Source organism: Pseudomonas veronii (genome assembly GCF_002028325.1).
Classification (GTDB): domain Bacteria; phylum Pseudomonadota; class Gammaproteobacteria; order Pseudomonadales; family Pseudomonadaceae; genus Aquipseudomonas; species Aquipseudomonas veronii.
On record NZ_CP018420.1, the window covers coordinates 1,916,662 to 1,929,579 of the forward strand.

The 12,918-nt window shown below is 60.6% G+C and carries 17 protein-coding genes; 9 read left to right on the plus strand and 8 right to left on the minus strand.

The window, feature by feature from the left end; all coding sequences use genetic code 11:
- Window positions 1-24: 24 nt before the first annotated feature.
- Complete coding sequence (locus tag PverR02_RS08880; RefSeq protein WP_017849528.1) at window positions 25-993, plus strand: L,D-transpeptidase family protein; 969 nt, start codon at window positions 25-27, stop codon at window positions 991-993.
- Window positions 994-1,127: 134 nt separating this feature from the next.
- On the opposite strand, the gene oprI is transcribed toward PverR02_RS08880, so the two are convergent.
- The gene (oprI, locus tag PverR02_RS08885; RefSeq protein WP_003172710.1) at window positions 1,128-1,379 is read right to left on the minus strand and encodes an outer membrane lipoprotei OprI; all 252 of its coding nucleotides are present in this window, start codon (window positions 1,377-1,379) and stop codon (window positions 1,128-1,130) included.
- 612 nt (window positions 1,380-1,991) lie between these two features.
- On the opposite strand from oprI, the gene PverR02_RS08890 reads away from it, so the two are divergent.
- A complete protein-coding gene (locus PverR02_RS08890) occupies window positions 1,992-2,273 on the plus strand; it encodes a GNAT family N-acetyltransferase (protein WP_003189869.1) in 282 nt (93 codons plus the stop codon).
- Between the two features lie 70 nt (window positions 2,274-2,343).
- On the opposite strand, the gene PverR02_RS08895 is transcribed toward PverR02_RS08890, so the two are convergent.
- Together PverR02_RS08895 and PverR02_RS08900 are read right to left on the minus strand one after the other, a co-directional pair.
- Window positions 2,344-3,420 carry a 3-deoxy-7-phosphoheptulonate synthase gene (locus tag PverR02_RS08895; protein WP_017849526.1) on the minus strand — a complete coding sequence of 359 codons (1,077 nt, stop codon included), beginning with the start codon at window positions 3,418-3,420 and terminating at the stop codon, window positions 2,344-2,346.
- 131 nt (window positions 3,421-3,551) lie between these two features.
- A complete protein-coding gene (locus PverR02_RS08900; protein ID WP_017849525.1) occupies window positions 3,552-3,986 on the minus strand; it encodes a PilZ domain-containing protein in 435 nt (144 codons plus the stop codon).
- Here PverR02_RS08900 and PverR02_RS08905 point away from each other — a divergent pair.
- The 5 genes from PverR02_RS08905 (at window position 3,985) to cysB (ending at window position 7,904) form a co-directional block, all read left to right on the plus strand.
- Window positions 3,985-4,371 (plus strand): YbbN family protein, encoded by a 387-nt coding sequence (locus PverR02_RS08905; protein ID WP_017849524.1) that lies wholly within the window; start codon window positions 3,985-3,987, stop codon window positions 4,369-4,371. The genes PverR02_RS08900 and PverR02_RS08905 overlap by 2 nt on opposite strands.
- The gene (locus PverR02_RS08910; RefSeq protein ID WP_046384244.1) at window positions 4,368-5,321 is read left to right on the plus strand and encodes a putative 2-dehydropantoate 2-reductase; all 954 of its coding nucleotides are present in this window, start codon (window positions 4,368-4,370) and stop codon (window positions 5,319-5,321) included. The genes PverR02_RS08905 and PverR02_RS08910 overlap by 4 nt, the downstream gene beginning before the upstream one ends.
- Window positions 5,322-5,336: 15 nt before the next feature.
- On the plus strand, window positions 5,337-6,254 hold the full coding sequence (locus PverR02_RS08915; protein WP_046384243.1) for a 5'-nucleotidase: 918 nt from the start codon (window positions 5,337-5,339) through the stop codon (window positions 6,252-6,254).
- Between the two features lie 70 nt (window positions 6,255-6,324).
- Window positions 6,325-6,825, plus strand: coding sequence for a universal stress protein (locus tag PverR02_RS08920; RefSeq protein WP_046384242.1), 501 nt, complete (start codon window positions 6,325-6,327; stop codon window positions 6,823-6,825).
- 104 nt (window positions 6,826-6,929) lie between these two features.
- Window positions 6,930-7,904, plus strand: a complete 975-nt coding sequence (cysB, locus tag PverR02_RS08925) for an HTH-type transcriptional regulator CysB (protein WP_017849520.1) — start codon at window positions 6,930-6,932, stop codon at window positions 7,902-7,904.
- A gap of 6 nt (window positions 7,905-7,910) precedes the next feature.
- Here the strand turns inward: cysB and PverR02_RS08930 are convergent, their stop codons facing one another.
- On the minus strand, window positions 7,911-8,399 hold the full coding sequence (locus PverR02_RS08930; RefSeq protein WP_046384241.1) for a GreA/GreB family elongation factor: 489 nt from the start codon (window positions 8,397-8,399) through the stop codon (window positions 7,911-7,913).
- A 12-nt stretch (window positions 8,400-8,411) separates the two neighbouring features.
- Window positions 8,412-8,780, minus strand: coding sequence for an alpha-amylase family protein (locus tag PverR02_RS08935; RefSeq protein WP_017849518.1), 369 nt, complete (start codon window positions 8,778-8,780; stop codon window positions 8,412-8,414).
- A 132-nt stretch (window positions 8,781-8,912) separates the two neighbouring features.
- Between PverR02_RS08935 and earP the strand changes: the two genes are divergently transcribed.
- Window positions 8,913-10,046, plus strand: a complete 1,134-nt coding sequence (gene earP / locus PverR02_RS08940; RefSeq protein ID WP_079443152.1) for an elongation factor P maturation arginine rhamnosyltransferase EarP — start codon at window positions 8,913-8,915, stop codon at window positions 10,044-10,046.
- A gap of 49 nt (window positions 10,047-10,095) precedes the next feature.
- A complete protein-coding gene (locus PverR02_RS08945; RefSeq protein ID WP_079443153.1) occupies window positions 10,096-10,668 on the plus strand; it encodes an elongation factor P in 573 nt (190 codons plus the stop codon).
- A gap of 151 nt (window positions 10,669-10,819) precedes the next feature.
- On the opposite strand, the gene PverR02_RS08950 is transcribed toward PverR02_RS08945, so the two are convergent.
- The 3 genes from PverR02_RS08950 to PverR02_RS08960 all read right to left on the minus strand — a co-directional run bounded on the left by PverR02_RS08950 (window position 10,820) and on the right by PverR02_RS08960 (window position 12,900).
- Window positions 10,820-11,239 carry an organic hydroperoxide resistance protein gene (locus tag PverR02_RS08950; RefSeq protein WP_010211852.1) on the minus strand — a complete coding sequence of 140 codons (420 nt, stop codon included), beginning with the start codon at window positions 11,237-11,239 and terminating at the stop codon, window positions 10,820-10,822.
- A 177-nt stretch (window positions 11,240-11,416) separates the two neighbouring features.
- Window positions 11,417-11,869, minus strand: coding sequence for a MarR family winged helix-turn-helix transcriptional regulator (locus PverR02_RS08955; RefSeq protein WP_026140352.1), 453 nt, complete (start codon window positions 11,867-11,869; stop codon window positions 11,417-11,419).
- Window positions 11,870-11,949: 80 nt separating this feature from the next.
- Window positions 11,950-12,900, minus strand: a complete 951-nt coding sequence (locus PverR02_RS08960; protein ID WP_046384239.1) for a LysR family transcriptional regulator — start codon at window positions 12,898-12,900, stop codon at window positions 11,950-11,952.
- Between the last annotated feature and the right edge of the window lie 18 nt (window positions 12,901-12,918).

Consider the following 12,918-nt stretch of genomic DNA (forward strand, 5'->3'; position numbering starts at 1 on the left):
GTTGTTCTGCGAAGGATTTTCCGGATGTTGTCGCGCCTTTCCGCCGTCACCTGCTGCCTGTCTCTTGCCGCCCTGTGTGCGGCGGGTTCCGCGGCGGCCTTGCAGTTGCCCTTGCCACCCCCGGGCGAAGACATCGTCGGCCAGGTTCAAGTGATCAAGGCCAAGTACGAAGATACGTTTGCCGACCTGGGCACCACCTACGACCTGGGCTACTCGGAGATGGTCGCCGCCAACCCGGGCGTCGATGCCTGGTTGCCGGGGGCGGGCACCGAGATCGTCCTGCCGACGCGGTTCATCCTGCCGCCGGGCCCCCGCGAAGGCATCGTGATCAACCTTGCCGAATACCGGCTCTACTATTTCCCCAAGGGCCAGAACGTCGTCTACACCTTCCCGCTGGGGATTGGTCGTGAAGGCTGGGGCTCGCCGATCGCCCATACCAGCATTGTCGCGAAAACGCCGAACCCGACCTGGACGCCACCCGCTTCGATCAAGGCCGAGCACGCCGCCAACGGCGATCCGTTGCCCAACGTGGTACCGGCCGGCCCGGACAACCCGCTGGGGCCGTTCAAGTTCACCCTGGGCACGCCGGGCTACCTGATCCACGGCTCCAACATGAAGTTCGGTATCGGCACGCGTACCAGCCACGGCTGCTTCCGCATGTTCAACAATAACGTGCTGGAAATGGCCGGCATGGTACCGGTGGGTACTCCGGTGCGTATCATCAACGATGCCTACAAGTTCGGCAGCAGTGGCGGCAAGGTCTACCTCGAAGCGCATACGCCGCTGAACGACGATGGCACGCCGTCGGTGGTCGACAAGCACACCGCGGTGATCAACGCGCTGCTCAAGCGTGAAGACCTGGCCAATCACCTGCGGGTGAACTGGGATCAGGTGCGCGACGTGGTCGCGGCGGAAGATGGCCTGCCGACTGAAATCGGTGTGCCGGCTGCGGCGTCGATGGTCTCGAACGCGCCGCTCGATCCGTTGCAATAAGCTGGTTCGATCAATCGCCCGCCACGGCCTTGGGCTGCGGCGGGCTTTTTATTGCCCGTGATCCGGGACCGAATCGCAGGCAATAAAAAGCCGGTCCAAGAATGGACCGGCTTGGTAACAACCCCGAAGGACTATTACTTGCGGCTAGCTTTTTCAAGCATGCGCAGAGCGCGCTCGTTAGCTTCGTCAGCAGTCTGTTGTGCTTTTTGAGCAGCAGCCAGAGCTTCATCAGCTTTACGGTAGGCTTCGTCTGCACGAGCCTGGGAGCGAGCTGCTGCGTCTTCAGTTGCAGTCAGACGAGCTTCGGTTTCTTTGGAGACGCTGCTGCAACCGGTAGCCAGAACTGCGGCCAGAGCCAGAGCAGAGAATTTCAGAACGTTGTTCATCGTGTTCCCCTTCAAGGACTTTCTATAAGATAGCTACTATCTCAGAGTGAGCTAATAGCCGGCGTACATACTACTCATTACTTGTAGTAAGTAAACTGACGTAGCGCAAGAAGCAAAAAAAAATTTCTGTGCTGAATCTATTTTGGCTAATCTTTTGGGAAATTGTATAAAAAGCGTTCAATTTTTAGCAGTCTGCTGAAGAATGGATGCGCCCTGAAAGGGCCGGCCAGCATGTGTCAAGCCTTGTAAGTAGATGAAAATTTATATACTGAAGCTAACACTTTTGTACAGGTTGACTTTGCCAAACCCTGTATCTTTTGCGCATGTAGAGGTGACTTTAACAGCGCCTGTTCGTCTCAAGCTTCAACTGCCGGCAATGTTCAGGCTTTCGGTCACCGATTGATCGAGGCCCTTTCTATATCCGCCAGCCCCAGGGATGACGAGTGCGTCTTGAGCAATTTCAGGATTGCCGCCTACTATTCTCTACGTGCTGGTTGTGAGCGCTCACGGTTTTCTCGTTGTCGAAACCGGCACGGGGTGGCGTAGATGTTCCTTCGCCGGAAAAACATCGGTAAGGTAGGGGTCAGAATCCAAGACCCGCGAGGAGTAGTGATGAGCGAGGCGTTGTCCATCCACCATGACCAGGCTGGTCATCAGTTCGAGACCAATGTGGACGGTCATCGTGCCTACCTGACCTATATGGACCTCGGGAAGCAGACCTTGGACATCTATCGGACCTTCGTGCCCAACGCACTGCGAGGTCGCGGTATCGCGGCTGCATTGACCGAGGAAGCCTTGAAGTTCGCCGAAGAGGCCGGCTACACGGTGATCCCGTCGTGCTCTTACGTCGAGCGCTACATGGAGCGCCACCAGCGCCATGCGGCCAAGCTGTAAGGCATGAACTGCAACATGAAAAACGCCGGGCTTAGCCCGGCGTTTTTGTGTGCGCTGATCAGGATCAGACTCAGCTGCGCTTGCGCAGGGGCAACACGTCCTTGAGCTTGGCGTGCATGCTGCGCAGGGTGTTCTCGGTGGTCGCCCAGTCGATGCAGGCATCGGTGATCGACACGCCGTACTGCAAGTCGGCCAGGTCTTTGGGGATAGCCTGGCAGCCCCAGTTCAGGTGGCTTTCGACCATCAGGCCGATGATCGACTGGTTGCCTTCCAGGATCTGGTTGGCGACGTTTTCCATCACCAGCGGTTGCAGGGCCGGGTCCTTGTTGGAGTTGGCGTGGCTGCAATCGACCATGATGTTCGGCTTGATCTTGGCCTTGTTCAGCGCCTGTTCGCACAGGGCAACGCTGACCGAATCATAGTTGGGCTTGCCGTTGCCGCCGCGCAATACCACGTGACCGTAGGCGTTGCCTTTGGTGGTGACGATGGAGACGCCGCCTTCCTGGTTGATACCCAGGAAGCGATGAGGGCTGGAGACCGACTGCAGCGCGTTGATCGCCACGGTCAGGCCGCCGTCGGTGCCGTTCTTGAAGCCCACGGCCGAAGACAGGCCGGACGCCATTTCGCGGTGGGTTTGCGATTCGGTGGTGCGCGCGCCGATGGCCGACCAGCTGATCAGGTCCTGCAGGTACTGCGGGGAGATCGGGTCGAGGGCTTCGGTGGCGGTGGGCAGGCCCATTTCGGCCAGGTCCAGCAGCAACTTGCGACCGATGTGCAAGCCGTCCTGGATCTTGAACGAGTCGTCCAGGTACGGGTCGTTGATCAGGCCCTTCCAGCCGACGGTGGTACGCGGTTTCTCGAAATAGACGCGCATGACCAGATACAAGGTGTCGGACACTTCTTCGGCCAGCGCCTTGAGGCGCTCGGCGTATTCGTGGGCCGCCTTGAGGTCGTGGATCGAGCATGGCCCGATTACCACGAAGAGGCGGTGGTCGGTGCCGTCGAGAATGTCACGAATGACTTCGCGACCCTTGGTGACGGTCTGCAGGGCAGCGTCGCTCAGGGGGATTTCGCGCTTGAGCTGATCGGGCGTGATCAGGGTCTCGTTGGATTCGACGTTCAGGTCGTTGATCGGTAAATCAGCCATCGTGTTACTCGTCAGGGTCACGGGTGCCGGCCGCCAGCCATCCCCGTGCGGCGGAGCACAGCATGATTTGAATGCAGGGGGGAGGAACCTTAGCGCGTAACACGGGCCCGCGACAATGGGCAAAGCCCGCTTTAATCCAGTGCCGGCGCTACAAACGCCTCATGGGAGAATTCACCGGCATGCCGCGCCACCCACTCGCGGGCCATGGTTTCGAACTGCTCGGGCGTCGACTCGGCGTCTTCGTGCTGGCGGCAGTAGCGCTCTATCCGGCATGCTTGCTCACCCATGCGTGCGCCGAACAACGCATGTTCATCGGTAAACGAGATGCCGACGCGATAGCCGTCTTCTACCTTGCGGCACCATGCCACATAGCCCGGGTAGCGGGCCCCGGCGCCCAGGGACGGGATATGCAGGTCAACCGCTGTACCCTGGCGCCAGGCACGCGGGCAATTGCAGGCGATGCCGCCCAGGCCGATAGTGTGCAGGCGTTGGCGGGGAATGGGGGGAGAGGGACGTTGGATCAACAGGGCAGCGACATCATCAGGATGAGGTAAAAAACGACCCATGTACACGGACTCCGAGCACCGTCCAGTCGACGGCGGTGGCAGCAGTATAGTGAAGGAGCAGGCATTGACCGACCTGGATATTGACCAGCAACTGCTGGGATTACCAGGCATTTCGCTCGTGCTGTTTACCAGCGTGGGCTGTTCCGGTTGCCGTTGGGCGCATCAGCAGCTACCGGGCTGGCAGTTGCCGGTGGATCGGTTGTGCTGGGTGGATGCCGGGCACAACGGCGGCGCGGTGGAACGTTATCAGGTCTTTCATTTGCCGGCGCTGTTCGTGGTGTGCGAGGGTCAATTCTTCGGGCAGATACAGACACGTCTTACACCTTCCGAGCTTACCGACGCTATTCATCAAGCGCTTACCCGCACTCCAGAGGATTTGCCATGACCGCATTGTCGCCACGCATTGGCATTATCGGCACCGGCGCCATCGGTGGTTTCTACGGCCTGATGCTGGCGCGCGCCGGCTTCGATGTGCATTTCCTGCTGCGCAGCGAATACGCAGCGGTCAGTGAGCGTGGCCTGCGCCTCAACAGCAGCGTGCATGGCACCTTGCACCTGAACCCCGTGCAGGCCTACGCCCACGCCGCCGACATGCCGCCGTGCGACTGGCTGCTGGTAGGCACCAAATCCACGGGCAATGTCGACCTGGCCCCGACCATCGCCCAGGTCGCGGCGCCCGACGCCAAGGTGGTGTTGCTGCAAAATGGCCTCGACGTCGAAGACAGCCTGCGCGAACACTTGCCGGCGTCCCTGCATCTGCTCGGTGGGCTGTGCTATATCGGCGTACACCGTTCCGCCCCCGGCGTCGTCGAGCATCAGGCGTTGGGCCGGGTCAACCTGGGTTATCACAGCGGCACCGCCGCCAACGACGAAGCGCGCCAGAAGGCGATTGTCGAAGCAGGCGCCGCGTTGTTTCATCAGGCCGGCATCGAGTCCCAGGCCATGGCCAACGTACACCTGGCGCGCTGGCACAAGCTGGTGTGGAACGTGCCTTATAACGGTCTCTCCGTGCTGTTGGGCTGTGGCACCACGGCGATGATGGCGGACGAGTCCAGCCGCGAACTGATCCAGGCGCTGATGGCCGAAGTGGTGAAGGGCGCTCACGCCTGCGGTCATGAGATTCCGGCCAGCTATGCCGAGCAGATGTTTACTATGACCGAAAGCATGGACGACTACCTGCCCAGCATGTACCACGACCATATCCATAAACGCCCGCTGGAACTGGCGGCGATCTACGCTCGCCCACTCGCCGCCGCCAAGGCCGCCGGCTGCGAGCTGCCGCGCATGCAGGCGTTGTATCAGGCCTTGAGTTTTATTGATCGGCATAACCGCTGATTGGGGGGAACCACCATGGCAAACGGATTGGGCGACAAACTGGTGCTGGCGATTTCATCGCGGGCCCTGTTCGACTTGAGCGATAGCCACAAGGTCTACCTGGCCCAAGGCGTGGAGGCCTACCGCAAATACCAGATCGAGCACGAAGAAGAAACGCTCGAGCCGGGCGATGCCTTCCCGCTGGTCAAAAAGCTGCTGAGCCTCAACGCCAGCCTGGGCCGGGCCCGGGTCGAGGTGGTGCTGGTGTCGCGCAACAGTGCCGACACCGGCCTGCGCGTGTTCAATTCGATCCAGCATTACGGGTTGGACATTTCCCGCGCCGCTTTCGTAGGAGGGCGTAGTCCATATCCTTATTTGGCTGCGTTTGGTTGCCATCTGTTTCTTTCGACCCATGCTGACGATGTGCGCAGTGCGCTCGATGCCGGGTTCGCCGCGGCGACGATTCTGTCGGGCGGCGCGCGCCGTGCATCGAGCGAGGAACTGCGGATCGCATTCGATGGCGATGCGGTGTTGTTTTCCGACGAGTCGGAGCGCGTTTACCAACAGGGCGGGCTGGAAGCGTTCCAGGCCAGCGAGCGCGAATCGGCGCGCCAGCCGTTGCATGGCGGCCCCTTCAAGGGCTTCCTCGCGGCGCTGAACCTGTTGCAGCGTGAGTTTCCGGACGCGGCCTGCCCGATCCGCACTGCCCTGGTCACCGCCCGGTCGGCGCCGTCCCACGAGCGGGTGATCCGTACCCTGCGCGAGTGGGATATCCGCCTGGACGAGTCGTTGTTCCTCGGCGGCCTGGAGAAATCCGCGTTCCTGGAGGCGTTCGCCGCCGACGTTTTTTTCGACGACCAGGCCGGCCATTGCGAGAAAGCCAGGGAGGTGGTGGCCACCGGGCATGTGCCCCATGGCATCAGTAATGAGGTGAAGGTTCAGACGCCGAGCTAAGTCAGTCTAATTCCCCAAGGCGCTGCTAAGCTCATTCAATCTCCGCCATCCTGGCAGTCCAGGAGGTTTTATGATCCGTTCGATGCTGTATGCCACGGACCTTGGTCTGTATGCGCCTTATGTGATGCAACATGCGCTGGCGCTGGCGCGAACGTTCAAGGCTGAGCTGTCGGTGATTCATGTGGTCGAACCCATCGGGCTGTTCGCCGAATCGGTGTTGCAAAGCTACCTTGATGAAAAGGCCCTGAACGAATGGCAGAGCCAGGGCCTGAGCACAGTGATGGCGACGATCGAGCAGCGGGTCCTTGAGAGTTTTCGCGAGGAGCTGGGGGACGGCGCGCAAGACTTGCAACTGATCCACTCGGTGCGGGTGATCCAGGGTGACCCGTGCGAGGTGATTCTCGACCAGTTGCGTAAACTTTCCGTGGATTTGTTGATCGTAGGCAGTCATAGCCACGCAACGGCCGCGGCCACACCCCTTGGGCGCACTGCCGCGCGGGTGTTGCAGCTGTCTCCGGTGCCGGTTTACCTGGTGCCATCGTTACAACGTCGACGCAGTGATGACGTGTGAGGGGGAGTGATAGATAAAAAGTTCTAGATTTATCCGTCTAACCTTTAATATAGTTATATATCGTCGCTGATACCCGTGGCGTCTATCTGCTTTGAGGGATACATATGAAGCTTCAACAACTGCGCTACATCTGGGAAGTGGCGCACCACGATCTCAACGTTTCCGCTACCGCTCAAAGCCTGTACACCTCGCAACCGGGTATCAGCAAACAGATCCGCCTGCTCGAAGACGAGCTGGGTGTCGAAGTGTTCGCCCGCAGCGGCAAGCACCTGACCCGCGTCACCCCGGCCGGTGAGCGCATCATCACCACCGCCGGCGAGATCCTGCGTAAAGTCGAAAGCATCAAGCAGATCGCCCAGGAATTCTCCAACGAGAAGAAGGGCACCCTGTCGATCGCGACCACCCACACCCAGGCACGGTATGCGTTGCCGCCGGTGATCCGCGATTTCATCAAGCAATACCCGGACGTGGCCCTGCACATGCACCAGGGGTCGCCGATGCAGATCGCTGAAATGGCCGCCGACGGCACCGTCGATTTCGCGATTGCAACGGAGGCCCTGGAGTTGTTCGGCGACTTGGTGATGATGCCGTGCTATCGCTGGAACCGTTGTGTGGTGGTGCCGCAAGGCCACCCGCTGGCCAAGCTGCCGAAGCTGACCCTGGAAGCCCTGGCGGAATACCCGATCGTGACTTATGTGTTCGGCTTTACCGGCCGCTCCAAGCTCGACGAAGCCTTCAGCCACCGCGGCCTCACGCCGAAAGTGGTGTTCACCGCCGCCGACGCCGACGTGATCAAGACTTACGTTCGCCTGGGCCTGGGCGTGGGGATCGTCGCCAAGATGGCGGTCGACACCCAGCTCGATAAAGACCTGGTCGTGCTCGACGCCAGCGAGTTGTTCGAGTCCAGCGTGACCAAGATCGGTTTCCGTCGTGGCACGTTCCTGCGTGGTTTCATGTGCGACTTCATCGAGAAATTCGCCCCGCACCTGACGCGCGAAGTCATGGCCAAGGCGATCCAGTGCCACAACAAGCAGGAACTGGAAGAGTTGTTCGACGGCGTAGAACTGCCCGTCCACTGAGTGGTTTCAGCGGGCCTCGGTCACCGTAAAGTGTTGCCGGGCGCCCGCCACCAGGATTTCCACCTCATCGCCTTCGAACTTGCCCAGCAGGCTGTGGCCCAGGGGCGAGCGCGGGGTGATGACGGTGACCGGTTGCCCCACCACATCGACTTTCAAACCCGCAGCATCCGGCGCCAGGAACAACCATTGCTGGCGACCGTTTTCGTCCTCCAGGCCCACTAGCGCGCCGACTTCTATGCCCCGTTGCTCATCGTATGCACGCAGCTGCAGTTGCAGGTTCTGGCACAGTGCCAGCGACTGCTTGATTTCTTCCACCCGCTTGGCCTGCCCGGCCGCCAGGTAAGACGCTTCCAGGCCGAGGGTGTCGTATTTGTTTTCGGCGATGTTTTCTTCGTGGGTCGCGGTTTCGTAGGCGGTCTGCGCGGCGCGCTGGGCGATGTCGAGGTCGACGCTGAGTTTTTCCAGGATCAACTGGAGGACGGCGTGTTTATTCATGGTTGGGCTTGATCATTCGCAAAATTGCAGGACATTCGCCTTGCTCTTTTCATTGGGCGCGTTCTGGTCCTGTTGCAGCCAGAACTGGCATTTGGGGTTGGACAGGTTGCGCGCATTGTTGCGCGCCTGATCCAGGCTCTGCCGTTGTTCCTGCTTGCGCAGGTTCTCTTGATACTGCTCGAACAGGCGGTTCGGCGGTTCCACCGCGACCGGCGCGGGCTTGCCGAGTTGCTCGACGGCCTGGGCGACCGGCGCCAGGCTCTGCGGGAACAGATAGCGCGACGCCAGCCAGGTGGTCAGCGCAATCGCGATAAACCCCAGCCACACGCCCAGGGCGATAGCGAGACAAAGCTTGAACAACGACAGCGGACGGTCAGACATGGCGGCCTCCTGGCAGGCATTTACGGCGTGGCGGCGATTGTCGCACAGCCACCGTGCAGAATAATCGCGATCAAGCCTTCTGCATCGGGGCATTTATGCGGACAATCGAGCCTTTGAGCGTGGGAGCCCGGAATGAAAGCCCGCTGGGATATTTTTTGCAGCGTCGTCGACAACTACGGCGACATTGGCGTGACTTGGCGTCTGGCCCGGCAATTGGTGGTGGAGCACGCCTGTGACGTGCGCTTATGGGTCGATGACCTGCGGGCCTTCGAACGCATGTGTCCGGAGATTGATGTACGGCTGGAGCAGCAATGGCAAGAGGGCGTCGACGTGCGCCATTGGCCGGCGCAGTGGTCGGCCACGCCATCGGCGGATGTGGTGATCGCCGCGTTTGCCTGCCAGTTGCCGCCTGACTACATGGATGCGATGGCCGCGCGCGAGCACGCGCCGTTGTGGATGAACCTGGACTACCTGAGTGCCGAGGACTGGGTGGTGGGGTGCCATCGTCTGCCGTCGGTGAAGTTCAAGGGGGTGCAGAAGTACTTCTTCTTTCCCGGCTTCCGGCCCGGCACCGGTGGCCTGTTGCGTGAGGCGGGGTTGCTGCAACAGCGTCAGGCGTTTCAGCAGGATGCTGGCGCGCAGAAATATTTCCTGCAAAGCCTGGGCGTATTTCCCGCAACCGGTGCGCGGCTGATGTCGCTGTTTGCCTACGAAAATGCCGCGCTTGCCGGTTGGCTGGACGTGTTGGCGACGGACGGGCGCGCCACTCATCTGCTGGTGCCGGAAGGGCGCATCCTCGGCGATGTGCAGCGCTGGCTCGGCGTGGACCGGCTGGCGGCGGGCGATACTCATCAGCGCGACGCCCTGACCGTGCAGGTGCTGCCGTTCGTGCGCCAGGAGCAATATGACCGCCTGCTGTGGTGTTGCGAGTTCAACGCCGTGCGCGGCGAAGACTCGTTCGTGCGGGCCCAATGGGCCGGGCGCCCGTTGCTGTGGCACATCTATCGCCAGGACGAAGACATCCACCTGGACAAGCTCGACGCCTTTCTGGAGCTGTACACCGCAGCCCTCTCGCCGGCGGCAAAAGTCGCGGTGGTAGCGCTTTGGCAGGCCTGGAACACCGAGGGTGATATGGCCCTGCCGTGGAAAAAGCTGCTGGAACACTGGCCGGAAGTGGCTGCACACGCCGAAACATGGTGTCTGGAACAGGCCTTGCAGGCGGATCTTGCGACGGCGCTGGTACAGTTTTATGAAAGTTGGATATGATACGCCACCTTGATTTTTGTAAACCCCATCCAAATTTCGGATATACGCAATGAAAACTGGTAAAGAACTGAAACCCGGTATGGTAATCCGTATCGACAACGATCCTTGGTTGGTTCAGAAAGCTGAGTTCACCAAGTCGGGCCGTAACAGCGCGATCATGAAGACCAAGCTGAAAAACCTGCTGACTGGTTACAAGACCGAAACCGTTTACAGCGCTGATGACAAGCTGGACGACGTGATCCTCGACCGTAAAGAAGCGACCCTGTCTTTCATCAGCGGTGACTCTTACACGTTCATGGACACCACCGACTACACCATGTACGAGCTGAACGCTGAAGATATCGAAGCCGTTCTGCCGTTCGTGGAAGAAGGTATGGACGACGTCTGCGAAGCCATCTTCTTCGAAGACCGCCTGGTTTCCGTAGAGCTGCCGACCACTATCGTGCGTAAGGTTGCCTACACCGAAGGTTCCGCTCGCGGCGACACTTCGGGCAAAGTCATGAAGCCTGCCAAGCTGGCTAACGGTACCGAACTGCAAGTGGCCGATTTCATCGAAATCGACGACATGATCGAGATCGACACCCGTGAAGGCGGTTCGTACAAAGGTCGCGCCAAGAAGTAATTCTGGCCCCACCGGTACGAAAAAAGCCCGACCTTGAGTCGGGCTTTTTTGTGGGCGTTTACCTGTCACTTCAAGTATTGCCTCAGCTCATCCGATGCTTGCCGCAACACCGGCACGTGGCTGGCGGCGTGTCGTTGGCGAGCCGCGCGGGTTAGACGGTGACGTGCAGACGCACATCGACGTTGCCGCGGGTGGCGTTGGAGTACGGGCAGACTTGGTGGGCAGCGTCGACCAGGCTTTGCGCGTCGTCCTGGGCCAGGCCCGGCAGGCTGATGTGCAGGTCGATATCCAGACCGAAGCCACCCGGGATCTGACCGATGCCGACATGGGCAGTGATCGACGCATCATCCGGAATTTTGCGTTTGGTCTGGCTGGCGACGAATTTCAGTGCGCCGATAAAGCAGGCCGAGTAGCCGGCGGCGAACAATTGTTCCGGGTTGGTGGCCTGACCGCCGGCACCGCCGAGTTCCTTGGGGGTGGAGAGTTTGACGTCGAGGATGTTGTCGTTGGACACGGCACGACCATCACGGCCGCCGGTGGCGGTGGCTACTGCGGTATAGAGCGTTTGCATGGTGTTGCCCTCTTGGTGTTTTGCGCTAAATGTTTGCGCGCTAAGTAGTTGGTGAGATGAATGTATAGCGCTAATGTTTAGTGCGCAAGATAAATTTCAGGATTTTTTCGTAAGGGCACCTCAAAACCACCTGTGGGAGGGGATTGCCCCCTCCGCAGGTATTGGGCTTGGGTGTGTTTAGACCGCGCCTTGCAGATTGCCCCGCAACGCAATCAAATCAGCTTGCAGCTTGCGCAGTTGCTCCAGCTCCAGGCCGCTGGCGCCGAGGATGCACTGAGGAATCCCCTTGGCCTTGTCTTGCAAGGCACGGCCGGCGTCGGTCAGTTCCACCACCACCACTCGCTCGTCTTCGCGACTGCGCGTGCGGCTGAGCAGGCCCTCGGCTTCCAGGCGCTTGAGCAGGGGGGTCAGGGAGCCGGGATCGGTCAGCAGGCGGCTGCTGATTTCGCCGACAGTCAAGCCATCTTCTTCCCACAGCACCATCATGGCCAGGTACTGCGGATAGGTCAGGCCGAGGGCTTGCAGCAGCGGCTTGTAGACCTTGGTCATCAGCAATGAAGTGGAGTGCAGGGCGAAGCACAGCTGGTTATCCAGCAACAGGGATTGGCAAGGATCGGGATTTTTGCTCATGGTGCTGCCTCAAAAAAAGCGTATCTGGGCTGGAATCTAGCGGGCAAATCTTTAATGCGCCAGGTAATTCTGTCCGGGGGTCAGACCAATCCGCTTTGCAGCGCCAGGTCCCAGGGCGGCACTGGGCTGAAGCGCGATTTCAGGTATTCGAGCAACAAGCGGCTACGTGCGTTCGGCTGTTGTTCCAGGCGCAGCGCATAGATGCCGGTGGTCTCCGGGCTGGGCAGGCCGTTTTCGCAAAACAGAGGCAAGAGTTCGCCGCGGACCAGGTATTCACTCGCCAGCCAGGTGGGCAGGTGCGCGATACCCAGGCCGGCCAGGGCACCGGAGAGCAGGGCTTCGGCGTTGTTGGCGCTCATGCGGATGCGTTGCGGGCGATAGGTGGCGCGACGCCCGTCCAGTTCGAAGCGCCAGGCGAAGATCGGCGCCAGGCCATCCCAGTCCAGGCCGTCGTGTTCGCTGAGGTCTCGCGGATGGGTCGGCGTGCCACGGTTTTTCAGGTAGGCCGGGCTGGCACAGGCAATTCGCACGATGCTGGCCAGCGGCGTGGCGATCAGCCGGGTGTCGACGATATGCCCGGCACGCAGCACCAGATCGACCTTGCCCAGGTGCGCGCCCTGCATGTCCACGAAGCTGTCGATCAAATGCAGGTGTACATCTAGCCCCGGGTAGACGTTCAGGAAGTCGGCGATCACCGGCGCCAGATGCCGTCGACCGAACGCCGCCGGTGCGTCCACGCGAATCAAGCCTTCCGGCGCATGGCTCAAGGACACCGCTTCCGCCCGTGCCAATTGCAACTCGGTGACGATGCGCCGCGCGCGTTCGGCGAACGCCAGGCCGGCCGGTGTCGGCAGCACCGCGTGGGTGCTGCGCTGGAACAAGCGGCTGCCCACCGAGCTTTCCAGGCTGTCGATACGCCGGGCCACGGCGGAGGGCGTCAGCGGATGGCGACGCGCGGCGGCGGAAAAACTGCCGGTTTCCAGCACATCGAGAAACAGGCTGAGTTGGTCGGTGAGGATATGCGGGTTCATCGGTCGACGCTTATGCGG